The organism is Pseudonocardia yuanmonensis, assembly GCF_039542425.1.
Taxonomy (GTDB): domain Bacteria; phylum Actinomycetota; class Actinomycetes; order Mycobacteriales; family Pseudonocardiaceae; genus Pseudonocardia; species Pseudonocardia yuanmonensis.
Genome location: NZ_BAABIC010000005.1, coordinates 315,416 through 339,546 on the forward strand (window position 1 = coordinate 315,416; position 24,131 = coordinate 339,546).

23 protein-coding genes and 1 pseudogene are annotated in these 24,131 nt (G+C 71.7%); 2 read left to right on the forward strand and 22 right to left on the reverse strand.

Translation table 11 applies throughout. From position 1 onward, the window contains the following. Positions 1 to 4: 4 nt before the first annotated feature. Positions 5 to 1,942: a hydantoinase B/oxoprolinase family protein gene (locus ABD990_RS09895; RefSeq protein WP_345379938.1), complete on the forward strand. Its 1,938-nt coding sequence runs from the start codon at positions 5 to 7 to the stop codon at positions 1,940 to 1,942. Positions 1,943 to 2,047: 105 nt separating this feature from the next. Here the strand turns inward: ABD990_RS09895 and ABD990_RS09900 are convergent, their stop codons facing one another. From ABD990_RS09900 to ABD990_RS10000, 21 genes and pseudogenes are all read right to left on the reverse strand, one after another. Continuing rightward, a complete protein-coding gene (locus ABD990_RS09900; protein WP_345379940.1) occupies positions 2,048 to 2,509 on the reverse strand; it encodes an MBL fold metallo-hydrolase in 462 nt (153 codons plus the stop codon). A gap of 155 nt (positions 2,510 to 2,664) precedes the next feature. Beyond that, a pseudogene (locus ABD990_RS09905) lies at positions 2,665 to 2,874 on the reverse strand (MBL fold metallo-hydrolase); the annotation flags it as partial. A gap of 59 nt (positions 2,875 to 2,933) precedes the next feature. After that, a complete protein-coding gene (locus ABD990_RS09910) occupies positions 2,934 to 3,944 on the reverse strand; it encodes an NADPH:quinone reductase (protein ID WP_345379941.1) in 1,011 nt (336 codons plus the stop codon). Further along, positions 3,941 to 4,909, reverse strand: coding sequence for an NAD-dependent epimerase/dehydratase family protein (locus ABD990_RS09915; protein ID WP_345379943.1), 969 nt, complete (start codon positions 4,907 to 4,909; stop codon positions 3,941 to 3,943). Before ABD990_RS09915 ends, ABD990_RS09910 begins: the two co-directional genes overlap by 4 nt. Positions 4,910 to 4,913: 4 nt before the next feature. Further along, positions 4,914 to 5,723 (reverse strand): SDR family NAD(P)-dependent oxidoreductase, encoded by an 810-nt coding sequence (locus ABD990_RS09920; RefSeq protein WP_345379945.1) that lies wholly within the window; start codon positions 5,721 to 5,723, stop codon positions 4,914 to 4,916. Beyond that, on the reverse strand, positions 5,720 to 7,036 hold the full coding sequence (locus tag ABD990_RS09925) for an MFS transporter (protein WP_345379946.1): 1,317 nt from the start codon (positions 7,034 to 7,036) through the stop codon (positions 5,720 to 5,722). Before ABD990_RS09925 ends, ABD990_RS09920 begins: the two co-directional genes overlap by 4 nt. A 28-nt stretch (positions 7,037 to 7,064) precedes the next feature. Continuing rightward, complete coding sequence (locus tag ABD990_RS09930) at positions 7,065 to 8,255, reverse strand: LLM class flavin-dependent oxidoreductase (RefSeq protein ID WP_345379947.1); 1,191 nt, start codon at positions 8,253 to 8,255, stop codon at positions 7,065 to 7,067. 22 nt (positions 8,256 to 8,277) lie between these two features. Continuing rightward, positions 8,278 to 9,075, reverse strand: coding sequence for an alpha/beta fold hydrolase (locus ABD990_RS09935; protein WP_345379949.1), 798 nt, complete (start codon positions 9,073 to 9,075; stop codon positions 8,278 to 8,280). A 94-nt stretch (positions 9,076 to 9,169) separates the two neighbouring features. Continuing rightward, positions 9,170 to 9,964, reverse strand: a complete 795-nt coding sequence (locus ABD990_RS09940) for an SDR family NAD(P)-dependent oxidoreductase (protein WP_345379950.1) — start codon at positions 9,962 to 9,964, stop codon at positions 9,170 to 9,172. Between the two features lie 10 nt (positions 9,965 to 9,974). Further along, entirely contained in the window at positions 9,975 to 10,760 is a 786-nt protein-coding gene (locus ABD990_RS09945; RefSeq protein WP_345379951.1) for an SDR family NAD(P)-dependent oxidoreductase, read from the reverse strand. A gap of 8 nt (positions 10,761 to 10,768) precedes the next feature. After that, on the reverse strand, positions 10,769 to 11,401 hold the full coding sequence (locus ABD990_RS09950) for an enoyl-CoA hydratase/isomerase family protein (protein ID WP_345379953.1): 633 nt from the start codon (positions 11,399 to 11,401) through the stop codon (positions 10,769 to 10,771). Further along, positions 11,398 to 12,576: a CaiB/BaiF CoA transferase family protein gene (locus ABD990_RS09955; RefSeq protein WP_345379955.1), complete on the reverse strand. Its 1,179-nt coding sequence runs from the start codon at positions 12,574 to 12,576 to the stop codon at positions 11,398 to 11,400. The genes ABD990_RS09950 and ABD990_RS09955 overlap by 4 nt, the downstream gene beginning before the upstream one ends. Continuing rightward, positions 12,577 to 13,476: an alpha/beta hydrolase gene (locus ABD990_RS09960; protein WP_345379957.1), complete on the reverse strand. Its 900-nt coding sequence runs from the start codon at positions 13,474 to 13,476 to the stop codon at positions 12,577 to 12,579. It lies immediately after the preceding gene. After that, positions 13,473 to 14,171, reverse strand: coding sequence for a Crp/Fnr family transcriptional regulator (locus tag ABD990_RS09965; RefSeq protein ID WP_345379958.1), 699 nt, complete (start codon positions 14,169 to 14,171; stop codon positions 13,473 to 13,475). The genes ABD990_RS09960 and ABD990_RS09965 overlap by 4 nt, the downstream gene beginning before the upstream one ends. Before the next feature lie 46 nt (positions 14,172 to 14,217). Beyond that, a complete protein-coding gene (locus ABD990_RS09970; RefSeq protein ID WP_345379960.1) occupies positions 14,218 to 15,111 on the reverse strand; it encodes an alpha/beta fold hydrolase in 894 nt (297 codons plus the stop codon). 97 nt (positions 15,112 to 15,208) lie between these two features. Beyond that, positions 15,209 to 16,075: an LLM class F420-dependent oxidoreductase gene (locus ABD990_RS09975; protein ID WP_345379961.1), complete on the reverse strand. Its 867-nt coding sequence runs from the start codon at positions 16,073 to 16,075 to the stop codon at positions 15,209 to 15,211. A gap of 156 nt (positions 16,076 to 16,231) precedes the next feature. Further along, complete coding sequence (locus tag ABD990_RS09980; RefSeq protein WP_345379962.1) at positions 16,232 to 16,621, reverse strand: nuclear transport factor 2 family protein; 390 nt, start codon at positions 16,619 to 16,621, stop codon at positions 16,232 to 16,234. Positions 16,622 to 17,408: 787 nt separating this feature from the next. Continuing rightward, positions 17,409 to 18,269 carry a Rossmann-like and DUF2520 domain-containing protein gene (locus ABD990_RS09985; RefSeq protein WP_345379964.1) on the reverse strand — a complete coding sequence of 287 codons (861 nt, stop codon included), beginning with the start codon at positions 18,267 to 18,269 and terminating at the stop codon, positions 17,409 to 17,411. A gap of 34 nt (positions 18,270 to 18,303) precedes the next feature. After that, positions 18,304 to 19,668, reverse strand: a complete 1,365-nt coding sequence (locus ABD990_RS09990) for an MFS transporter (RefSeq protein ID WP_345379965.1) — start codon at positions 19,666 to 19,668, stop codon at positions 18,304 to 18,306. Positions 19,669 to 19,794: 126 nt separating this feature from the next. Then, complete coding sequence (locus tag ABD990_RS09995; protein ID WP_345379967.1) at positions 19,795 to 20,565, reverse strand: SDR family NAD(P)-dependent oxidoreductase; 771 nt, start codon at positions 20,563 to 20,565, stop codon at positions 19,795 to 19,797. A 7-nt stretch (positions 20,566 to 20,572) separates the two neighbouring features. Further along, a complete protein-coding gene (locus ABD990_RS10000; protein WP_345379968.1) occupies positions 20,573 to 22,036 on the reverse strand; it encodes an aldehyde dehydrogenase family protein in 1,464 nt (487 codons plus the stop codon). 368 nt (positions 22,037 to 22,404) lie between these two features. On the opposite strand from ABD990_RS10000, the gene ABD990_RS10005 reads away from it, so the two are divergent. Then, a complete protein-coding gene (locus ABD990_RS10005) occupies positions 22,405 to 23,247 on the forward strand; it encodes an alpha-hydroxy acid oxidase (RefSeq protein ID WP_345380030.1) in 843 nt (280 codons plus the stop codon). A 99-nt stretch (positions 23,248 to 23,346) separates the two neighbouring features. Here ABD990_RS10005 and ABD990_RS10010 read toward each other — a convergent pair whose 3' ends face one another. After that, positions 23,347 to 24,111 (reverse strand): FadR/GntR family transcriptional regulator, encoded by a 765-nt coding sequence (locus ABD990_RS10010; RefSeq protein WP_345379969.1) that lies wholly within the window; start codon positions 24,109 to 24,111, stop codon positions 23,347 to 23,349. Positions 24,112 to 24,131 lie beyond the last annotated feature (20 nt).

Below are 24,131 nucleotides of genomic sequence, written 5' to 3' on the forward strand. Positions count from 1 at the left end.
ACCGATGACCACGACCGAGCTTCCCACCGTGTCGCTGCGCGACATGGACGACGACGAGTTCACCGCGCGCTACGGCACCGACCGCTTCACCGCCTCGGTGATCACCAACCGGCTGCACTACGTCGTCGAACACATGTCGACCGGCTTCCTGCGCGAGGCCTTCTCCCCCATCATCCGCGACTGGTACGACTTCGCCTGCACCATCAGCGGACCGCCCGAGCAGGACTACCCGATGTCGGTGGTCAGCAACAGCCTCGTGGTGTTCCTGGGGACCATGGGCGACGCCGTGCGCAACACCGTCATCGAGTACGGGCCCGAGAACCTGCGGCCCGGCGACGTCCTGATCGGCAACGACCCCTACCGCACCGGCACCCACGTCAACGACGTGCTGTTCATCCACCCGGTGTTCCGCGACGACAAGATCGTCTCGTTCGTCAACATCCGCGCGCACCAGCTCGACATGGGCGGCACCGTCCCCGGCGGCTTCTCCGGCACCAAGGCCAACATCTACGAGAACGGCCTGGTCATCCCACCGGTGCTGCTCTACCGCCAGGGCGAGCCCGTCCGGTCGACGTTCAGCCTGATCTTCGACAACTCCCGCTTCGGCGACATCCTGCTGCCCGACTTCAAGTCGATCTACCAGCAGCTGCACCTCGGCGCCCGGCTCATCGGCGAGAACATCGACCGCTACGGCACCGACGCCTACCTCGGCACCCTGCAGTACGCCGTCGACACCTCCGCCGAGCGGATGCGCGAGGCCATCGCACGCATCCCCGACGGCGACTACGTCGGCACCGGCCTCGTCGACGCCGACGGCATGGACGAGACCGAGGAGTTCCGGATCAAGGTCACCTTGATCAAGCGGGGCGAGCACATCGAGGCCGAGCTCTCCGGCACCTCGCGCCAGGCCCGCACCTCGATCAACGCCAGCATGCTCGACTCCAAGACCGCCGTCGGGGTCGCCATCACCATGCTGCTCGACCCGGAAACCCCGTTCACCACCGGGACCTGGCGCAACATCGACATGGCCTGCCCGCCGGGCTCGCTGCTGAACTCCCTGCCGCCCGAGGGCGCCAGCATGATGTTCTGGGAGATCACCACGACACTGGTCACCGCGGTGTTCGACGCGCTCAACCCCGTGCTCGGCGAGCGCGCCGTCGCCGGCGACTACGGCTCGCTGAACCTGCACAACGCCACGGGCGTCCTGCCGGACGGCACCCCCTGGGCCACCGCGGCCCAGTGCGGCGGCGAACACGGGCCCTGGGGAGCCACCAGCGACGGCGACGGCGACAGCTACACCGTGCTGTTCATGCTCAACAACCTCGACCCCGCCACCGAGGCCATCGAGCACGACGTCCCGGTGGTCCTGCTGCGCAAGGAAGCCGCCACCGACACCGCCGGCGCCGGGTTCCACCGCGGTGGCGCCGCCACCATCCGCGACAGCCTCTGGCTCACCGACGCCTCCGCCTACAGCTCACCGTTCCGCACGAAGATCCCCAGTGGGCTCGGCGCCAACGGCGGCGACACCGGCAAGCTCGGAGCCGTCTGGATCTTCCCTCCCGAGGTGGCGAAGATCCGTGAGCGGGGGCAGGTGATCCCGCACTCGCCCGAGGTCTACGCCGACACCATCCCCGTCGGCGGCGTGCTCGACCCGACCACCAAGGCACTCGACCCGGCCGGGAAGTACTTCTACTTCGCATCCCGGCCGTCCTGGGACACGAAGGCCGGGGCGATGTTCCGCTACCTCACCAACGGCGGCGGAGGATGGGGAAAGGCCTTCGAGCGGGACCCCGAACGCGTTCTGCGCGACGTCCGGGACGGCTACGTCACCGTCGAAGGCGCCGCCCGCGACTACGGCGTCGTCGTCCTCGGTGACCCCGACAACGATCCCGAAGGCATCTCGATCGACGAGGACGCCACGAGAACCCTCCGGAAGGGCTGACCCCGATCCACGGCCGGCCGGCGCACCACCACGACAGCCCCGGCGGCGGGGCGCACCACCCGCCGCCGGGGTCGTCCTGCGGCTGTCACGTGGAGACCGCCCCTGTCACCCGCACCGTCGGGAGCGCGGGCGCTCGCGGACCGGACGGTCGTGCACCCTGGGCCCTTGAGCAGACGGCCGAGACCGATCAGGGCGGGGCGCTGCCCTCGAACCGGAACTCGCGAGTCCGTCGGCGGTGACCAGCCGCCCGAAGGACAGGCCGGGGAGGTGCGCGGGAGCGAAGGGATCACCGGTGGCCGCGAGCTCGTCCGCGATCCGGGCACGGATGGCGTTGGCGGCCTCGCGATCCACGTCGAACATCCCCTCCCACTCGGGGTCGGTGAGCTCGTTGACCGTGTGCACGACGTCCCCGAGCAGCAGTGCCCGCTCCCCCGCGTCGCTCAGCACGAAGACGGTCGATCCCGGGGTGTGTCCCGGCGCGGGCCGGGCACGCAGGCCCGGGAACAGCTCGACCTCCTCGTCGAAGGTCTCGAGCTGCGTCTCGACGGGCGCCAGGGCCTCGGACATCGACTCCTCCGCACCCGGCCCGTGCAGGAAGTACGCCCAGTCCGCGGCTGCACCCGGTACGTCGCGCGGGGAAAGGTCAAGTGGCCCTGCGTGGTCGCCCAGCCGACGTGGTCCACGTGCATGTGGGTGAGCACGACGTCGGTGACGTCCTCCGGTGCGACGCCCGCCCGGATCAGGTTCGCGGGCAGGTCACCGGTGGTGAAGGCCTCGTGGATGACGCCGTTCCCGGCGCCGAGGTCGACCAGCACCCTGCGGTCCCGGACCCGCACGAGGAAGGCGCCGATGTCCATCCGGAGCCGCCCCCCGGTGTCGAGCGGCTGGTGGGCACAGTCCCAGGCCGAGCCCTGCGTGTTCCGCACGGCCATGTCGAGCGGCAGCCGCGCGCTGCCGTCCAGGACGGGTAGGACCTCGATCGCTCCGATCTTCACCGCTCCCACCCACCCCGCGGGCTCCGCCCGCTGCCGTCCCCCAGCCGCACCACGACCTTCCCGACGGTTCCCTGTTCCACGGCGTCCTGTGCCTCGGCCACCCGCTCCAGGGGGAATGACGTGACCGGGAGCGCTGTGAGCCCGCCGGCCGCGAGGACCTCCGAGGTCCACCGGATCGCGGCGGCCAGTTGCTCCGCGGGCACGGTGTAGAGCAACGCGAACACCAGCGTGGCGTTCGCACTCATCAACGGCCCGCCGGGCAGGGTCAGCGTCTCGTCGGCGGCGTAGGTCGCGATCGTGCCGCCGCGGGCGAGCACCCGCAGGTCCAGGTCGAGGTTCGCCATCGGGGCGACCTCGACGATCCGGTCTACCGGCCCGACGAGGTCGAGGACGCGGTTCGCGGCGTCCTCGGCCCTGTACCGCACGACGTGCTCCGCGCCCGCCTCCTCGGCGAGGGCCTGTTTCTCGGGCGAGCTCACCGTGGCCACGACCCGCGCCCCGGCATGCGCGGCCAGCTGGATCGCGTAGTGCCCCACCGCCCCGGCACCCCCGGCGACGAGCACGGTCCGCCCCTTCAGCGCCTCGGGCGCTCCCCCGAGGCAGTGCGCGGCGGTCAGCGCGGGCACGCCGAGGCAGGCCCCGAGGTCGTAGGAAGCGCTGTCCGGCAACGGAACCGCCTGCGCGGCGGGCACCACGGCGTACTCGGCCGCGGTCCCGTACCGGTTGCGGTACGCCGCGAGGTAGAGCCACACCCGCTGCCCGACCGCGAGCCCGACGACCCCCTCCCCCAGGGCGTCGACCACCCCGGCGCCGTCGTGGTGCGGGACCTGGAAGCCGTCCGGTCGGCGGGCGGTGAGCCCGGCGCGCCCCTTCCAGTCCGTCGGGTTGATCCCCGAGGTGACCATCCGGACCCGCACCTGGCCCTCGCCCGGGCCCGGCACCTCGAGGTCGACGACCTCGAGCACCTCGGCCGCGGGGCCGGGCCGGCGGTAGACCGCCGCCCTCACCGCTGTGCCCGGACGTGGTCGGCGTAGTGCCGGACCGCGCGCTGTGGGTCGAAGCGGGGGCTCCACCCGAGGTCCTCGGCGATCCGCGTGTTGTCCAGGACCATGTAGGCGCTCTCCTTCGCGTCCATGGGGTTCAGCCCCGGCCCGACGTCCAGCTGCGCGTCCGGCAGGACCGACCGGATCACCTCCGCGAACTCGGCCACCGACAGCGCCCGGCCGCTGGACACGTTGTAGACGTGGTGGTGCAACGGTTCCGGGGCCGCCACCACGGTGGCGATCGCCTCGGCGACGTCGAGGACGTAGACGAGGTCGTCCCGCTCCTCCCCGCCGTGGTCCAGGGCGAACGGCAGGCCGGAGGCGGGCAGCTCGATCATCGAGCTGTACGCCGAGACCAGGCCGATGCCCACGTTCCCGCCGTGGCGCTGGAGCTTCCCCGGCCCGTAGATCGTGGAGAACCGCAGGCTGACGCACTCCAGGTCGGTGGTGCGGCCGTACCAGCCCAGGACGTCCTCGGCGGCCGACTTGGTGATGTCGTACATCCCGCGGGGCAGCCGCTCCCCGTCCTCGGGGATCGGCTCGTAGGTCGGGAAGCCGCGCTTGCCCGTGGTCGGCCCGTAGACCGCCTTCGAGCTGGTGTTCACGACCCGCCGGACACCCGCGGCGGCGGCCGACGCGCAGACCTGCGCGGTGCCCCCGACGTTGACCGCGATCGCCGTCTGCGGATCCTGCTCGGCGGCGACGAAGGCCGCGAGGTGCACGACGCACTCGGATCCCCGCATCGCCGCGGCCAGCCGCTCGGCGTCCCGGATGTCGCCCACGACCAGCTCGATCCGGTCGGCGACGTCCCGCACCAGGGTCAGGTCCTCGCGGTTCTCGACGACCACGACCTCGTGCCCGCGGCCGAGGAGCTCGCGGACGACCCAGGCCCCGTTCACCCCGAGCCCGCCCGTCACCGTCACCCGCACCGGGTCACCCCTCTCCCGCGAGTCGCCGGAACGACGGCACCATCGGCGCGTACGCCGACATCCCACCGTCCACGACGAGCACGTGGCCGTTGATGAACGCGGCCTCCGGGGAGGCGAGGAACAACGCGGCCAACGCGACGTCGTCGGGGCGCCCGAGGCGCGGGGCCGCCATGTGCTCGGCGAGCACCTCGGTCTGCTCCGCGGTGTACATGCCCTCCGTGCCCGGCGAGACGATCGGGCCCGGCGCCACGACGTTGCACCGGATCCCCTGCCTGCCGTACTCGACGGCGATCGACTTCGACAGCCCGATCACGCCCGCCTTCGCCGTGGCGTAGGCGGGCCGCGACTCCAGCGGCAGCCATCCGACCAGCGAGGACGCGTTCGTGATGCTGCCGCCACCTCGCCGCAGCATGTGCGGCAGGGCGTGCTTTGCGGTGAACACGCACCCCATCAGGTCCACGCTCAGCTGCCGCGTCCACACCGCGGCGTCGGCGCCCGCGACGGCGACGTCCTCGGGCACCACGGTCCGGTTCGACGCGTAGTTCTGCAGGACGTCCAGGCCGCCGAAGGTCCGCACGGCGAACTCCACGAGCCCCTCGACCTCGGCCTCGTCGGAGACGTCCGCGGCGTAGGGCTCCGCGACACCCCCTTCGTCGCGGATCCGCTCGACCGTCGCCGCCGCGCCCGCCTTGTCCAGGTCCGCGACGACGACCCGGGCCCCCTCCCGGGCGAAGATGTCGGCCGTGGCCGCGCCGATCCCCGAGCCCGCGCCCGTGATCAGCGCGGACCTGCCCGTCAGTCGTCCCGAGCTCACGAGACCGAGCTCCGGCGCACCGACACCGAGGTGAGCACGACGACCAGCGTGACCAGTCCGGCCGCGGTCATGTACCAGGCCGGCGAGAGCGTGTCGCCGGTCAGCTCGATCAGCAGGGTCGCGACGAACGGCGCGGTGCCCGCGAAGATCGCCGAGCCGAAGCCGTACCCGATCCCGAAGCCCGAGGCCCGCACCTTGGTGGGGAAGAGCTCGGCGAACAGCGCCGGGATCGCCCCGCCGAAGGCCGCCACCGGTACCCACAGGATCAGCTGGCCGAGCAGCGCCGACCCGAAGCCCGCCGAGCCCATGACGAGCATGCTGGGGTAGGGCAGGACCACGGTCAGGACGCAGGCGAAGAGCAGCACCGCCCGCCGCCCGTACCGGTCCGACAGGTGGCCGAACACGAGCACCATGAACACCCCGAACGTCGTGGCGAGCACCACGCTGGTCAACGCCTGCACGGCCGGCAGCCCGACGACGCTCCGGATGTACGTGAGCACGAACGCCTGTGCCGTGGCCGAGGCGACGCTGAACCCGATGCAGATCCCGATGAGGGTCAGGAACGCCTGCCAGTGCTCTCGGAAGAGTGTCCGGAGGGGACTCCTCGCCCGTGCGTTCTCCGCCTTGACCGCCTCGAACTCCGGCGACTCCGCGATCCGGTAGCGGAGGTACAGCCCGATCGCCAACAGCGGGAAGCCGAGCAGGAACGGGATCCGCCAGCCCCAGCCGTTGAGCGCCTCCGCGGGCATCCAGATCGTGAGGACCAGGACCACCAGGGCGCCGAGCACGCTGCCCGCGGTCGAGGAGAAGAAGGCGAAGGACCCGTAGAGCCCGCGGCGCTGCCGCGGCGCGTGCTCCACCAGGAAGCTCGCGGAGGTCCCGAACTCGCCGCCGACCGACAGCCCCTGCAGGAGCCGCGCGACGCAGAGCAGCAGCGGCGCCAGCACCCCGGCCTGGGCGTACGTGGGCATGACGCCGATCAGCACCGTGGTCACACCCATGATCAGGACGGAGATCGCGAGCGGGATCCGCCGGCCGTGCCGGTCCGCGAGCCTGCCGAACACGATGGCGCCCACCGGCCGCATCACGAACCCGACGGCGTAGAGCGCCAGGGTGGACAGGATCGCCGCGAGCGGGTCGCCGGAGGGGAAGAACAGCTGGGAGATGACCGGGGTCAGCGAGGCGAAGATCGCGAAGTCGTAGAACTCGAGGGCATTGCCGGTGCCCGCGGCGACGACGGACCGGCGCGAGAGTCCGACGTGGGCCGCCGCGGGAGGTGAGCTCACGGCGTCGAGCGGGGATGACTGAGACATCGTTGTCCTTACCATCATCGGGGGTGGGTCAGACGGTCACGGGATCGGTCACGCGGTCGAGTCGGGGAACGACGTCCTCGGCGAAGACCCGGAGACCGCGGACGGTCTCCTCGTGGGTCATGTGCCCGGCCTGCCCCATGAGCAGCAGGTTGCCGAAGCCTCCGACGTGCTCGTAGAAGCGCTCGAGCTGTCCGGCGACCGTCGCCGGGCTGCCCGCGAACACGATGCCCTTCTCGATGAGCTCCTCGAGGGACATCGTGGACAGGTCCTTCGACACCCGGCCGCCCTGACCGGGCAGCAGGGCGGGGTCGCCGATCGCGCTGCGTGCCCGCAGGCCCGCTGCCCTGGCCTGGTACGGGATGTACCCCGGCGGGTAGAGGAACTCGGTCGCGACCTTGTTGGAGTGGATGTACCAGAGGAGCTTGCGGGCCCCCTCGAGCCCCTCCTCGTCGGTCCGTCCCGTGTAGACGAGCGCCGCGTAGCCGAACTTCTCGTCTCCCGCGGCGGGCCTGCCGGTCTCGGCGAGGCGGTCCCGGTACTCCTGGAAGACGCGGCGGGTGCCGGCGAGCCCGGTCAGGAAGGTGCCGATCGTGAAGCCGTTGTCCGCCACCCGCGCGGCGCTGCCGGGGCTCACGGCCGTGACCCACACCGGCGGCGCGGGCTGCTGGTAGGGCCGCGGCCAGATGTTGACCTGGCGGTGGTGGAAGAACTCGCCCTCCCAGTTGAACGGGCCGTCGTGGGTGGACCAGGCACGGGTGATGAGGTCGATCGCCTCCCACATGCGCTCGGTCATCCCGATGGGCTTGGTGTTGGTCGCGGCGATCTCGTAGGGCACGCCCTTCACGAAGCCGACTTCGAGTCGACCGTGACTGAGCAGGTCGACGAGCGCCATCTCCTCCGCGATGCGGACCGGGTCCTTCCGGTTCGCGACCGGGTTGCCCAGCAGCAGGATGCGTGCCTTCGAGGTGACCCGGGCCAGCACCCCGGCGACGACGGGGGCGACCGAGTTCATGCAGGTCGCGGTGGAGTGGTGCTCGTTGACCATCACGTTGAGGCCGCACTCGTCCGCGACCTGCCACTCCCGGATGTAGCGGTCCCACAGTCCCGCGGCGTGCGCGGGATCGATGAGGCCGTTGGGCAGGGTGACCCGGATCGAGGAGAAGTCGTCCGGATCGGGGAGATCGGGGTAGGCCGTCTCGCTGAAGTGCCAGTGCTGCACGGGGTGCCCTCCTCGGGTCGGGTCAGACGGCGGACTTGGCGACGAGCCGGGCGAGGTCCTCCGGACGCTCCACCTGCGGGCGGTGCCCGGCGTCGTCGACGAGCTCGAACCGGGCGCCGGGGATCCGCCCGGCCAGGCCGCGGCCGTGGTCCGGCGCGACGATGCCGTCCAGGCCGCCCCAGACGACGGTGGTCGGCACGGAGATGCGCCAGGTCCAGTCGGGCAGCCGCGGGTTGTGCAGGAAGGGCTCCCAGCCGTAGGTCACGAGCGCCTCCTCGTTGCGCGCCAGCTCGAGCACCGCCTCCATCGGCGCCGCGCCGAGATCGCCGAGCGCGTGCCGCAGGTCCGCGTAGGTCAGCCGGTCCAGCTCGGCGTGCGGCGTGGCGAAGAGGTCGACGACGTCCCGGTCCAGCCGACCGCCGAGCTTCACCCCGAGCGCGTCGACCAGCACGAGCCGCCCGATGCGGGCGCAGCTGCGCACCGCCATCTCCAGCGCGACCCAGCCGCCGAACTGCAGGCCGACGACGGTGACGTCGGTCAGGCCGGACCGGTCGAGCCACTCCAGGTAGAGGTAGGCGAGGTCGTCGACCGACCGGCACCAGCCCGGCCGCGGCGACCGGCCGAAGCCGGGGTGCGAGGGGGCGACGACGGTGAACTCCTCGGCCAGCGCGTCGAGGAATGCCGCGTCCTCGGCGGCGCGCTCGGCGCCCGGGAGCACGAGGGCCACCCGCTCGCTCGTCCCGCCGCGGCGGGTGTCGAGGGGGACGCCGGGGATGAACTCGATGCCGCGGTCGGCGTCGACGAGGTCGAGTGTATGCACGAGTGCCTCCAAACCGGACCGGGGCCCGGTGGGTGTCGGTGTCCTGAAGTCTGGCCGCCGCGGGCGTCCCTGACTGTGACCTGGATCCGGCCGTCTATCCCCTGGTCGGGGTGGCGGTGCCGGTCGCGCTGCGGCCGCCGTCGACGACGTACTGGGCGCCGGTGGTGTTGGACGCCAGGTCCGAGCAGAGGAACAGGACGACGTTGGCGACCTCCTCCGGCGTGCTGTAGCGGCCGGTGGGCTGTGCGGCCCGGTTCCGGGCGGTGAGCCCGGCGGGGTCGTCCGGCGCGATCTGCTCCTCGAGGCGGCGCATCGCGTCCGTGTCGACCGGTCCGGGGCACACGGCGTTGATCCGGACGCCCTGCCGGGCGACCTCGCCCGCCGCCGTCTTCGTCAGCCCGATGACGGCGTGCTTGGAGGCGACGTAGGCGGACGCGCCGGGCGTGGCGATGAGGCCCGCCACCGAGGCCGTGTTCACCACGGCGCCGCCGCCCTGCTCGATCATCACGGGCAGGACGTACCGCAGCCCCAGGAACGCGCCGGTGACGTTGACGGCGAGCACCGCGGCGAAGTCCGCCTCGTCGTACTCCGCGACCGGAGCGACCGTGCCTCCGATGCCGGCGTTGTTGACGAAGCAGTCGATCCGGCCGAACTCCTCGACCGTCGTGCGGACGTACGCCTGCACGTCGGCGGAGCTGGTGACGTCCGCACGCACCGCGAGCGCCTTCGCGCCCGCCTCGCGGACGAGCTCTGCCGTCTGCTCGGCGGCCGTGGCGTCCCGGTCGACCGTCACCACGGCGGCGCCGTGCCGGGCGAACGCCGCGCAGGCCGCCCGCCCGATGCCGCTGCCACCCCCCGTGACCAGTGCGACCTTGCCGGTGAAGTCCATCGTTGCTCCTTCAGTAGTGGACGGTGCCGCGGTTCCCGCCCGCGACGGCGACGGCGTCACCGGTCACCCCGGCCGCTCGGGGGGAGCAGAGGAACACGACGACCGCCGCGACCTCCCCCGGGGTGACGAGCCGACGCAGGCTGGTCGTGGCAGCGAGCTCGGCCCGCACCTCGTCCTCGGCGCGCCCGGTGGCCGCCGCACCGGCCGCGACCAGCGCGTGGACCCGCTCGGTCTCGATCAGACCGGGGTGCACCACCGTCACCCCGACGCCCGCGGGGCCGAGCTCGTCGGCCAGGTTGGCGGTCAGGGCGGCCACGGCGACATTGCGGACGGTGCCAGGGATCGAGCCGGTGCGGCGGGCGTTGACGCCGGAGACGTTGACGATCCGCCCACGGCCCTGCGCGGTCATGTGGGGCGCCACCGCTCGCGCGCAGCGCAGGTAGCCCAGGACCTTGGTGTCGAGGTCGCGGTGGACCTCGTCGTCGGTCAGATCGGCGAGGGCGGGCGGCGCGGTGGTCGAGGGCTCGGCGGCGGCGTTCACCAGGACGTCGACGCCTCCCCACTTGGCCACGACGGCGTTCACCATGGACCGCACGGCGGCGTCGTCGGTGGTGTCGGTGGGGATCGTGAGCACGGTGCCTGCGAGGCCCTCGGCCGCGGTGCGGAGCCGACGGGGGTCGCGAGCGGCGAGGGCCACCCGCGCTCCCTCCTCGACGAGCCCGCGCGCGATCGCGAGGCCGAGCCCGCTCGATCCGCCGGTCACGATCGCCCGGGCGCCGGTCAGCTGCAGGTCCATCGATCGACCTAGCCCCCGCCCCGCAGTGCCGCCGCCGTCGCGACGACGGCCGGGCGGGGTGCGCCCCGCAGCCCGGCGAGGACCTGCTCGACGGCTCCCGGAACGTCGCCGGTGACCCGGTCGACCAGTCCGTGGCGGGCCGCCTCGTCCCCGGCCCACGTCTCGCCGCCGTAGAGCAGGAGCGCCGCCGCCCCGGATCCCACGACCTGCACGAGCCGCTGCACGTGCACGGGTTCGTAGACGATGCCGTGGCGCAGCGACGGGATGCCGAACCGCGAGCGCGGTGAGCAGATCCGCACGTCGCACGCCAGGGCGAGGCTGCAGCCCGCCCCGAAACACGGCCCGTCGATCTCGGCGACCGTGGGCGGGGCCAGGTCCCGCAGCCGCAGCACCGTGGCCTCGGCGAACTCCTGGACGCCGCCGACGTACTCGGGGTCCGGGGTCCGCAGCTCGGTCAGGTCCGCACCTGCCGAGAAACTGCCCCCGGCCCCCCGCAGCACCACGGCGACGACGTCCCGGGAGTCCAGCGCGTCGAGGTGCCCGCGCAGCGTCGCCCACATCTCCGCGGTCACGGCGTTCCGCTTGGCGGGCCGGTTGATCGTCAGCCGGGCCACGCGATCGGTGACCTCGAACCCGATCACCCGCGCACCACGTGGTCCCGGCGCAGCGCGTCGATGTCCCCGGAGTCGTACCCGATCTCCTGCAGGAGGGCGGCGGTGTCCTCCCCGACAGCGGGGGCTCGTCGGTGGGCGCGGGGAGCGCCGTCGGCGACGAGCGGGATGTTCACGATGCGCCGCTGGCCGAACCGGGCGACGTCGCTCGGGAACATGTCCCGCGCGGCGTACTGGGCGTCCTCGAGCATCCCCGGGACGTCGTTGACCGGCCCACAGGGGACCCCAACCTCGCGCAGCCGGTCGATCCAGAGGTCCCGGGGCGCGCTGCCGAACCGCTCCTGCAGGAGGTCGGCGAGCTCGGCCCGATGCGTGAACCGGGCGTACTCCCCCTCGAACCGCGGGTCGCCGGAGAGCTCGATGCCGAGCACGCCGCACAGGTCCTTCCAGGACCGCTCGGTCGCGCCGATCACCAGCGTCTCGCCGTCCTCGCAGGTGAAGGCCTCGTAGGGTGCGGTGAGGCGGTGCGCCGTGCCCAGCGGGCCGGGGGCGGCACCGCTGCCGACGAAGTCGGCGACCTCCCACACGGACCACCCGGCGATGGTGTCGGCGAGCGAGACGTCGATGTGCGCGCCGCCATGCCCCGCGCGGGCTCGCAGCAGGGCGGCGAGCACCCCGATCGCGCCCCACATCCCGGTGCCGAGGTCGCCGATCGGGTAGCCGGCCTTGGCGAGCTCGCCGCTCGTGCTCCCGGTGACGCTCAGCAGACCCCCGTAGGCCTGCGCGACGAGGTCGATGCCCTTCGCGTCCCGCATGGGCCCGAACTGCCCGAACCCGGAGATCGAGCAATAGACGAGGTCCGGGCAGTCCCCCTTGAGGTCCTCGTAGGACAGACCCTGGCGGCCGAGGGCGCCGACCCGGAAGTTCTCGACCAGGACGTCCGAGCGTGCGGCGAGGGCCTTGACCGCCTCCCGCCCGCGCTCGGACTTGATGTCGACGGCGAGGCTGCGCTTGTTGCGGTGGACCAGGTCGAACGGCAGTGAGGTCTGCTCCTCCCCGACGAGCCGTCGGCGGAGCGAATCCCCCTCCACCGGCTCGACCTTGATCACCTCGGCACCGAGGTCCGAGAGGATCGTCGTGCAGTAGGGGCCCGCGAGAGCACCCGTGACGTCCAGGACCCGGACGCCGCTCAGGAAGTCCCCCATCTACCGATCTCCCAGCATGGTGCGCAGCACGGTGGTCTCCTCCGTGCGTTGACGGTCGCTCACCGCGGCACCCCGGACCGCGAGCGAGCCGTGGTACGTGCCGGGGAACAGGTGCAGCTCGACGGGGACCCCGGCCATCAGGAGGCCCCGCGCGAAGTCGATCGCCTCATCCCGCAGCGGGTCGAACTCCGCCACTGAGACGTAGGTGCGGGGCAGCCCCGTGAGGTCGGTCGCGCGCGCCGGTGCGGCGTACGGCGACACCGCCGCGCTGCCCGGCACCACCGACCCGAGGTATGCGGACCAGCAGACCTCCAGGTCGCGGCGGGTCAGCGCGGGGGTGTCGGTGAAGCAGCGGCTGCTGGCCGTCGCGAGCCGGTCGTCCGTCACCGGCGAGACGAGGAGCTGGCCGTGGACCGGCGGCCCGCCGCGGTCGCGGGCCAGCAGCGCGGCCCCGGCCGCCAGCGCGCCGCCGGCGCTCACCCCGTGCAGGACGGCCCCGCCGCCGATCCAGACGAGCCCCGCGTAGACGTCCTCGACGGGTGTGGGGAAGGGCCACTCCGGCGCCAGTCGGTAGTCGACCGCGACCACGTCCGCCCCGACCTCCCGCGCGATCTCCGCGTTGCGGAGGTGGCTCGATCCGAGGTCGCCGAGGATGAACCCGCCCCCGTGCACGTGGTAGACCACGCCGTCACTCGTCCGGCGGTCCGGCCGGTACACCCGCAGCCGGACGCCGTGCCCGTCCGCGCTCGGAACCTTCTGCTCGGAGACGGACACGCCCTCGGGCGTCCCGGTGTCGGGGCTCGCGGTGATCCTTCGGGCCTCCATCACGTCCGTCCGGTCCACGCGAGGCAGCGCGGCGGCGGCCGCCCGCAGCTCCTCGTCCAGCGCGTACGGGCTCACGACGGCCCCGCATCACGCGTCCAGCCACCCAGCGGGCTCGAGGCCAGGGAGCGCAGCAGCCCCGGGTCCTCGATCCAGATCTGGCGCCGGGAGCGGCGGATCGCCCCGGTGTCGCTCAGCTTCTTCAGCGCCCGGGCGACGACCTCCCGCACCGAGCCGATCGCGTTGGCCAGCTCGGTCTGGTCCGTCTGCACGAGCAGGCCCTTGACGGTGGGGGTCGCCATCTCGAGGAGGTGGCGGCTCACCCGCTGCTGGACGGAGCCGAAGAGGTTGTCCTCGTAGTAGGCCACGGTCTCGTAGGTGGACTCCGCCAGGTATACGGCCACCTGGTAGCTCAGCTCGGGGTGGCGGCGCATGAGACGCCGGAACGTGTCCGGGTTCAGGACAGACACCTCGGTGGCCGTGACGGCGTGCAGGGAAGCTGGTGCCCCGTGCGTGAGCATCGCCGGCACGGCCGTGACCTGCCCGCTCGTCATGTACCGGGTGGTGACCTCACGGCCGTCCCAGGACGTGATGGCAGCCCGGATACGACCACTGTGGATCAGCGCGACGCGGTAGTCCTCGTTCGCGCGGCAGACGACCGCACCGGCGGGGTAGCGCACGACACGGCTGTCGCCGAGCAGCGCGTCCCGGACACCGGGATCCTGGCCTGCCAGGAAGCTCTTCGACCACGCCTCCAGCGCACGCGGGTTCATCCTCGACCTCGCCTCGTCCCTGGGGTTCCTCCCGACGAGGACGCCGCTACCCGGCAACAGACTCGGTCCGATCGAGGTCGAACTGCAAGGTGGCCAGGGACCTGGGGTCCCGTTCGGGCCACGCGCCCGCCTGCACGCGGGAGAGGAACCAGCGGACGAGGTCGGTGAAGCGCCGCGGGTCCTCCAGGTTCGGGACGTGCCCACTGTTCGGGAGCACCACCAGCCCGCAGGCGGGGACGGTCCGCTTGAGCAGCAGTCCCGTCGACAGGCAGGCCTCGTCCTCGTCCCCGACCACGACGAGCAGCGGCACCCGGAGCCCCGCGAGGTGGTCGACCAGGTCGTGCAGGGAGGGCCGTCGGCCCTGGACCTCGACGATCGTGTGCGCCAGGCCCTCCACGGAGTGCTCGGCGAACTGCGCAACCATCTCGTCCCAGGCCGCCGGGTCCGCCGCCTTGAGCTGCACCCGGCTGGGTCCCTCGGCCATCCGCCGCCCGACGAAGTCCGCCCCGCGGCCGCGCAGCTCGGCGGCGACGACCTCGGTCTCGGCCAGGTACGCCGGGCGCGTCGCCGGATCGGAGCCGGACCCGACGCTCGCGGCCAGGATCGAGCGCACCCGGTCCGGGTGCCGCAGGCCCAGCTGCAGCGCGGTGTAGCCGCCCATCGACAGCCCCACGACGTGGGCACTCTCGAGGTCGAGCGCGTCGAGCACCGCGACGGCGTCGGCCACGGCGCGTTCCCAGGAGTACGCGGCGGGATCGTCCGGCACGTCCGACGGCAGGTAGCCGCGCGCCGCGCACGTGACGCAGCGGTGGTCGGCCGCGAGCCCGGCGACCTGACCGGCCCAGCTGCGCTGGTCACCCGCGTACTCGTGGAGGAAGAGGACCGGGACGCCGCGCCCGGTCTCGGTCACCGCCAGTCGCACGCCGTCCGACGTCGCCACCCTGCACCGCTGCTCTGCTGCATCCACGTCGATGCCCCTTCCTGCTCTGCACCCATGCTCGCCAGGGGCGGCCGCCGGGTCTGTGACCCCGGTCCGCTCAGAACGCCGCGGCGATCGGGATGATCCGCTCCCCGAACAGCTCCAGCGGGGCGATCCCGGCTGCCCCGGGCACGCGGGAGTGCGCGTGCGCGATCCCCAGGCCCGCCAGCCGTTCCAGCTCGCCGAGGACCGCGTCCACGTGTTCGCCGCGGGGGCCGGGGTCCATCGGCAGGACGACCGTCTTCTCGATGTCGTCGTAGTTCCGCCCGACGGCCGCGCAGTGCTCGCGGAGGACGTCCAGCTTCCGCTCGAGCTCCGGCGAGGCGAAGAGGTTGCAGGCGTCGGCGTACTGTGCGACGAGGCGCAGCGTCCGCCGCTCGCCCCCGCCCGCCACGAGGATCGGCGGTCGCCGAAGCGGTTGCGGCGCGTTGAGCGTCCGCTCGAGGGTGTAGTGCCTGCCCGAGTAGGGCTTGTCCTCGTCCGACCACATCTGCCGGCAGATCTGCAGCGTCTCCTCCAGCCGGTCGAAGCGCTCGGCCGTCGACGGGAAGGGCAGGCCGAGCCCGCGCGCCTCCTCGGCGTACCACCCCGCTCCGACACCCAGCCAGGCCCGGCCGCCGCTCAGCACGTCCAGCGTCGTCACGCACTTGGCGAGCAGCGCGGGCTCGCGGAACATCACCGCGCTGACCCAGGTCAGCAGCTCCACCCGGGACGTGCACGCCGCGAGGTAGCCCAGCGTCGTGTACGCCTCGAGCATCTCGCCCTCCGCGGATCCGTTCGCCGGGATCTGCCAGAGGTGGTCCGCGACCGCGAGCCGCGCGAACCCGGCGTCCTCGGCCGCCACCGCCGTCCGCCGCAGTTCCGCCGCGAGCGCGGGCGGACCTCCGGGGACGGTGAAGTCCGAGACCTGCAGACCGATCTTCATGGGCGACACTGCCTCCCCTTCGGCGACTGGCCGAAGGGATCCTCCCCGCCCGAGGCCGCAGAGGATGTGACCTGGATCCGCTGACTCACGCGCCGAGCGGCTGGGCGCGCACCCTGGTCGAGGCAGCGCGCTCCGACGCTTCTGCTGCGAGCACGACTAGAACATGCCGTTGTCGTTGGCCGAGGTGGCGGGAACGACCTGCAGGACGTCCCAGTGCTCGACGACCTTGCCGTCGTCATCCACGCGGAAGATGTCGATGCCGGCGTAGTCGTCGCCACCCGGCCAGGTCTGGTGGCAGTGCAGCACGACCAGGTCGCCCTCGGCGATCACGCGCACGAAGCGCACGTGCTTACCCGGGTGGTCGGCGGCCATCCGCTCGAAATAGTCGATGAAGGCCTGCTTGCCGTCGGCGACGTGCACGTTGTGCTGTGTGTAGGTCGCCCCGGCGTAGAGCTCGAGAGCTTCGGCCGGTCGGCACTTGTTGAACATCAGGTCGTAGAAGGCGACGACAGTGTCCTTGTTGCGTCGCAGGTCGGTGTCGGTCACGCCGGCTGCCTCCGCTGTCACGTGGTTCGACGAGGAGCTCGATTCGGATCCTCGCCACGAGCATGGCCTCGACGAGACAGATCCCGGAGCTCACCCGCGCGGGACCTCGTAGGGGCCGTGGCGCCGGCGTCGATGGGCAACGCGACGCCGGTGATGTAAGCGGGCCTCGTCGGAGGCGAGCCACACAGCTAAGTTGCTGACGTCGACCGCGTAGACCCAGGGCACCGGATGGGCCTTCAGGCCCTTCATCGGCTCCGCGGCCGTCTCGCGGTCGGGTCCGGTACGCCGGGGACGAACAGCTCGCGCGTCTCGACGTTGTCGAGCCAAGCTCCCGATCCCGGTGTTCGCGACGACGACGTCGATCCGGCCGGACCGGTCCAGCGGCGCGTCGCGCACCGACCCAGGTGTGGTGGTGGGCGTGCCACCCGCGCCCCAGCGGACGCCCCGTCCGCCACGGACCCGTCCTCCACACCATTGACGAGCTCCTCGAGGTGGTGGCGCGCGGCGAGGCGATCGCCATCACCGGCGAGTCCGTCGTGGACAGCCATCGCCATTCCCACGTCGCCTTCGTCCGATCACGGACGTCGATCCGTGCCCCATCTCGCTGTGCACGCGCGAGGACGAACAGTCGCCGCTGATCGCTGCGCTGCGCCGGGCCACGCAGCTCGTCCGAGCTGAGCTCGAGAGCAGGTCCGGCACGTGGGAGCGGCCGTCCGAGCGCGCTCTGTGAGGTGCGACCGGTAGGAGACCTGGTACTCACCGACCAGGCTCGACACCGGTGTTGAGCTCAGGGCCGCTCGAGAAGGAGATCCCTGAGGTTCTCGTACCGGTCGGTCGCCAGTCGCCCGGCGCTCCACGCGAGGTCGGCACCTGCTCGAGACATGGCGCAGTACGCGGGCAGAGCTGCGGGCGCGGCGTCCCTGAGCGCTCTCAGATGGATGCCGACTGTTCCCAGGTCCCCGCGCACCACAGGACCAGTGGCGCCCTCGGCGCCCCGGGTGAGGGCGTTCGCGAGTGCCGCCTGGAGGGGTGGCCCGAGCACGTCGGCCGGAGAGGCGACGCCCGCCGCTTCAAGCATCTGCGCCGCCTGCACGACGAGAGTCACGATGTGGTTGCTGCCATGCGCGAGCGCTGCGTGATAGAGCCCGCGATCGGCCTCCGCGATCTCGATCGGCTCACCTCCCATCCGTCGCACGAGTTCTCGGACCCGCCCGACGCACTCGGGGCCGGCGGTCACGGCGAAGCGGGCACCCTGCAGACGTTCGATCTCGGTCGCCACGTCCCCCGTGAATGCCATCGCCGGGTGCATCGCCCCGGTGGCTGCTCCCAGTTCTGCGAGAGGCTGGAGCACCCGAGACCCATGTCGACCACTGACATGGAGGACGACGATGTCGCGCCATGGCTCGGACCCGGAGGCGAGAGCCTCGACCACGTCCGGGAGCACGTCGTCAGGCACTGCGACGATGATCAGACCGGCATGTACGGCCAGGTCCGAGGCGGTGGTCAGCCGCAGGATCGGAGTGAAGAGCTGCTCCGCCCTGCCCTGGGCAGCCTCGTCGGGGTCCCAGAACGCCGAGACCCGATGGCCGGCCTGCTGCAACGCGCCTGCCAGCACGAGCCCGACCTTGCCGGCCCCTACCAGGCCCACAGCGGGAAGGTCCGCAGCAGCACCGGAGCCCATGTCAGCCCTCGGCGCCTTGCGTGACGGGTTGGTCCGACGGGGCGGGCGTCGCATCGCGACGGGCGATGCGGCGTCCCACTCCGAACATCGAGAGTGTGGCCAATGCGAGGAACACCGCTGCGGCGATGACCGCCGTCGCACTGTTGCCGAGGCCCACTCCCTCGCCCTTGATCAGTGCCACCATGTAGGGAGACACGAAGCCGGCGATGTTGCCGATCGCCGCGATCAGGGCGATGCCGCCTGCGGCTGCAGCCCCGCGGAGGAGGTAGGGCGCCTGTGCCCAGAACACGGCCAGGGGTGAGAGGCAGCCGGTCGCGCCGAGGGTGAAGCCGACCAGGGCGAGGACGGGCGACGTGCTCAGACTCAGGGCCGCGACCACCAGCCCGACGACGCCGACGAGGGTCGTGATGATGTAGTGCCAGGTCCGCTCGCCGGTTCGATCGGAGTTGCGCGAGAGCAACCACATCAGCAGGGCGGCGAACAGATAGGGAACCGCGGTCAGGAGGCCGATCTGACCGGTCGTGAAGGTGCCGAGCTGCTTCACGATCGTCGGCAGGAAGAACGCCAGCGCATAGATCGGAATGATCATGCAGAAGAACGCGGCCGACATCCCGAGAACCCCGGGATCCTTCGCCGCCGCCGCGAGTGTGCCCGGTCGGTGGCCGGCGGCGTCATGAGCTGTCTCCTCGCGCTCCAGCTCGCCGAGCAGCCATTCACGCTGCTGATCGGTCAACCAGGTCGCCTGCGACGGGCGATCGGTGAGGAAGCGGAGGACGACGAAGGCCATGACCAGGCACGGCGCACCCTCCACCAGGAACATGAACTGCCAGCCGGTCAGACCCCACGGGGTGAAGCCCATGAGCCAGCTCGAGAGCGGGGCGCCGATGACAGTGGAGATGGGAACGGCGAGGTAGAAGATGCCGATCAGCCGGGCGCGACGCGTGGCAGGAACCCACTGCGAGAGGTACAGGACGACCCCGGGAACGAGACCCGCCTCGGCGACGCCGAGCAGGAAGCGCAGGATGTAGAAGCTCCACTCCCCCTGCACCAGGAACATCGCCATGGACACCAGTCCCCAGGTGAACATGATGCGCGCGATCCAGAGTCGTGCACCGACCCTGTGCAGGATCATGTTGCTGGGTACCTCGAACAGCACGTAGCCGACGAAGAAGAGTCCGGCGCCGAGACCGAACGCCGCCTCACTGAGACCGAGGTCCGGCTGCATCTGCAGCTTGGCGATCGAGATGTTGGTGCGGTCGAGGTAGTTGAGGATGTAGACGAAGAACAAGAGGACCGCGAGGCGCAGGGTCACCGCGCGCATGGTGCTGCGTTCGAGTTGGGCGGCAACAGCGGTGTTGTCCGACATGACGTCTCCCGTAGTGGATCCGATGAGTGGAGAGAGCTGCGGAGCGCATCAGGGATCGCCGCCGCCCCGGTTCACGGGGCCGCGACGACCACTGCTCGAGGACGGGACGAGGGCCTCCCGACCCGGTCAGGTGGGAGGGGTGAAACGCCCGTCGACCGCGGTCCAGCCACCGTCGACCATCAACGTCGAGCCGGTGACGAAGCTGGCCGCATCGGAGGCGAGGTAGACGACCGCGCCGGCCAGCTCCGACGGCTGGGACCACCGGCCGAGGGCCCCCTTGGTCGCGTAGGCGTCGTACCAGCCCTTGTCGGCCTTGATCTGATCGGTCAACGGGGTCTCGACGACACCGGGAGCGACGGCGTTGACGCGGACGCCCGCCTCGCCGAACTCGACCGCGGCGGTCTTCACCAACTGGATGGCGCCGGCCTTCGTGGCCGCGTAGACGGACTGTCCGGGCTCGACCACGAACCCGCGTACCGAGGAGAAGACCACGATGCTTCCCGAGCCGCGCCGGACCATCTCCCGCCCGAAGGCCTGCAGCACGGTGAAGGTGGCCCTGAGGTTGAGCCCGCTGACTCGGTCGAACTCCTCCGTGCTGTAGTCCAGGATCCGCTTGCGCACGTTCATCGCGGCGGTGAGCACCAGCACGTCGACGTCGCCGAGATCGACCGCCGCGCGCTGCACGGCCTCAGGGTCGGTGATGTCCAGGGTGACGGCGTCTCCGCCCACGGCGGCTGCGGTGTCCTTCGCGGTGAGGGGGTCCTTGTCGACCGCGGCGACGTGGGCGCCGTGAGCGGCCAGGGCGAGGGCGACCTCGCGGCCGATGCCGCCGGCGCCGATGAGGACGGCCCGGCGCCCGTCGAGGCGGAACATGGTCGTGTACGGGTTCTGAGTCATCGCCTGCTCATTCCGGCCGGATGACGGCCATACGGGTCACGGTCAGCTCTTCGATCGCGAACCGCGGGCCCTCGCGGCCGATCCCGGAGTCCTTCACCCCGCCGTAGGGCATGATGTCCGACCGGAAACCGGGCACCTCGTTGATCACGACGCCGCCCACCTCGAGCTCCTCGATCGCGGCGAACGCGGTGGTCAACGAGCGGGTGAACACGCTGGCGTGCAGGCCGTACCGCGAGCGGTTCACCGCCTCCAGCGCGCTGGGGAGGTCCGGCACGGAGCGGAGGGCCACGACCGGCGCGAAGAGCTCCTCGCACCAGGCGTTCGCGCTCTCCGGGACGTCGAGGAGGATGGTCGGCTCGATCGTCCGGTCCACGACCCGCCCGCCGTGCAGTACCTTCGCCCCGGCCTGCTCGGCCTCGTCGATCCACATCAGGACCCGCTGGGTGGAGTCGTCGTTGATCAGCGGAGCGACCCTCGTCGCGGGATCGCGTGGGTCGCCCACCGTCAGCTCGGCGATCCGCGCACTCAGCCGGGAGACGAAGTCGTCGACGACGGGGGCGCAGACGATCACGCGCTGCACGGCGATGCAGGCCTGCCCGTTGAAGTAGAAGCCACCCCTCAGCACCGCGTCCGCAGCCTTGTCCAGGTCGGCGTCGACGTCGACGACGAGCGCCGCGTTGGACCCGAGCTCCAGCAGGGTCTTGCGGGGCGCCGCGTCCTTCGCGATCTGGTGACCGACGGCGGCCGAACCGGTGAACGACACGGCACCGACCCGCGGATCGGTGACGAGCGTGCGCCCGACCTCGGCGTCTCCTGTGACGATCTGGACGATCTCGGCCGGTGCACCGTGCGCGGCCGCTGCCCGCCGCACGATGTCGGCGAGCCACAGGGTGGCCAGAGGGGTTGCGGGCGCCGGCTTGCAGATGACCGGACAGCCTGCCGCGATCGCCGGGGCGATCTTGTGGCTGGCCAGGAGCAGCGGTGCGTTGAAGCCCGCGACCCCGATGACCAGCCCGATCGGTTTGCGCTGCCAGAAGCCGACCATCCCGACCCCGGCGGCCTGCAGGTCGAGGGGAACCGTCTCGCCGTGGAGGTGGGACACCTCCTCGGCGGTCGCGGCCCAGGTGAAGAGGGTGCGGGAGAACTCCACCGCGCAGTCCGAACGGGTCTTGCCCGTCTCGGCGACGAGCAACTCGATGAACTGCTCGTCGTTCGCCGCGAGCTCTCGCTCGACGTCGAGCAGGATGGCGCGCCGCACGGCCGAGCTCAGCTTGCCGACCGGGCGCACCGCTGCCACCCCCGCTTCGAGCGCGGCCTGCGCGTGAGCGACGGACCCGACGGGCGCCCGGGCGACCACCGATCCGTCGTAGGGGAACACGATCGGCGCGGACTCGACGTCCGTCGCCCATCCGGAGCCGATCGGCAGTCCGGGTGGTACTTCGGGAAGAACGAAGCTCGACGGCGAGCTCATCAGCGGAATCTCCTCTGGACGACGTCGTCCCCAGTCTGGACGCGGCCGGGATTGCGGGCGACCCTGGTCCGAGCTGGTCGGACCAGCTGCCCGCGAAAAGAATGCACGGTCGATCGGGGATTGGTCAAGCCACGGGGGCAGAAAGGAGCTTGAGCAGGAGTTCTCCCAGCACCGGGCCAGAGGGGTTGCGAGATCCTCTTGCCGACGGTTGCCGCGCGCAGGATTCTTCGACACTGTATCCACGGTCTGAGCGGTGCTCGCTCGGCGAAGGGCACCATCCGGAACCAGGCGCCGAGCGCTTCTGGTCGCAGAAGACGACGAGGATGTCGACGACGACCACTCCCATGCCGGTCACCACGGCGTCGACCATGGTCCCCGCTCGACAGCCGGTCCGGAGGCGGTTCCCGCGCTGGTCCGAGGTCAGACCGTTGCTCGGGTTCGAACCGTTGCAGCTGAGTGCGCGACGGCGTCGACTGGCGAGAGCGGTGACCGTCGAGGACCTGCGGGCTGCCGCGCGGCACCGGGTCCCCCGGTCGGTCTTCGAGTTCGTCGACGGTGGCGCGGAGGCCGAGCTCACGATGCACCGCACGCGTGACGCGTTCGCGCGCGTCGAGTTCCGTCCTTGCGTCCTCGCGCCGCCGAGACCGTCGACACCTCGACGACCCTGTTCGGACGGAGGATCACCCGTGGACACGCCGTCACCGGACAGCGCCTGCGCGACGTGCGCATCGGCTTCTCCGTGCCGCCGAAGCCGACTCCCCGCACGCTGCTCGACCCTGTCTCGACGGCCGGCCTGGTGGATGAACCTGCTCACCACTGAGCGACTGGCCTTCGCCACCGTCCCGGCGGGTGAGCCGGAGGCACACGCCGCGTTCATCGACGGGGTCTTCGACCCCGCGGTCTCCTTCGAGGGTCTCGAACTGGTGCGGGAGGCATGGGGCGGCCCCCTGCTGCTCAAGGGCATCCAGACGGTCGAGGACGCCAGGAGGGCCGCTGACCACGGTGCCGACGTGGCCGCCGCCGTCGGGCTCGGCGCCAAGGCCTGCCTGGTGGGGCGGCCGTACCTCGACGGGTTGATAGCGGGTGGCGAGGAGGGCGTCGACACGATGATCGAGATCTTCGCCTCCGAGCTGCGGCGGACGATGAAGCTGCTGGGCGCCTCGAGCGTCGACGACATCACGCCCTCGATGGTGCGGCTCCGAACGCGCTGAGATCCGGCGACGGTGCGGCTCCGAACGCGCTGAGATCCGGCGACGGTGCGGCTCCGAACGCGCTGACATCCGGCGACGGACCCTCTGTCCTCCTCGGCCTCAGCTGGTCGACACGCGCCCGCCGCACTCGCGGACCAGGTCGGCCATCACGGCACGCTCCGCGTCGTCCACGTAGCCGGCGTAGTAGGCGTAGAGGGTCTCCCGTGCCAGCCGGGAGGCGAGCAGCCCGTTGCGGTCGGCGATGGCGTCGAAGACCGCCCGATGGTGCCGGATCGACTGCAGCATGTGCGCGGTCTGGTCGTCCGCGTTGAGGATCGTCTGCGAGATCAAGCTCTGGATCGCCTCGCGGGTGACGTCGCCGTACACCTGCACGAGCTGGTTCCCTCCGGCCTCGGCCACGAGCTCGTGGAACTCGGTGTCCGCCCGGCTGAACTCGTGGTAGCCCTTCGGCATCGACTGCCGCATCCGGGCCATGTTCCGTTCGAGGGCGACGAGCTGCGCCTCGGTGCGGCGGTTCGCCGCGAGCAGGTTGGCCGAGGCGTCCGCGATCATGCGGAACTGGACGAGCTCACCCAGGGTGAAGACCTTCGCCGACGTGAGCATGGCGACCGAGCGCCGGACCGGACCGACGGAGACGGGCAGGACCAGCGGGCCACGGGGGTCCCGCGGCTGGGACCGCACGAGCTCCATGCTCTCGAGCACCCGCAGCGCCTCCCGGACCGAGGCCCGCCCGATGGAGAACTTCTCGACGAGCTCCCGTTCGCTGGGAAGGCGGTCGCCGGGTTTGAGGTCACCGGCGGCGAGCGCGTTCTGCACGTAGTCGACGACGCGCTGGAAAACCCGTCCGTCTGCCTCGGTCGTCACCCGCACACCTTCCGGGATGC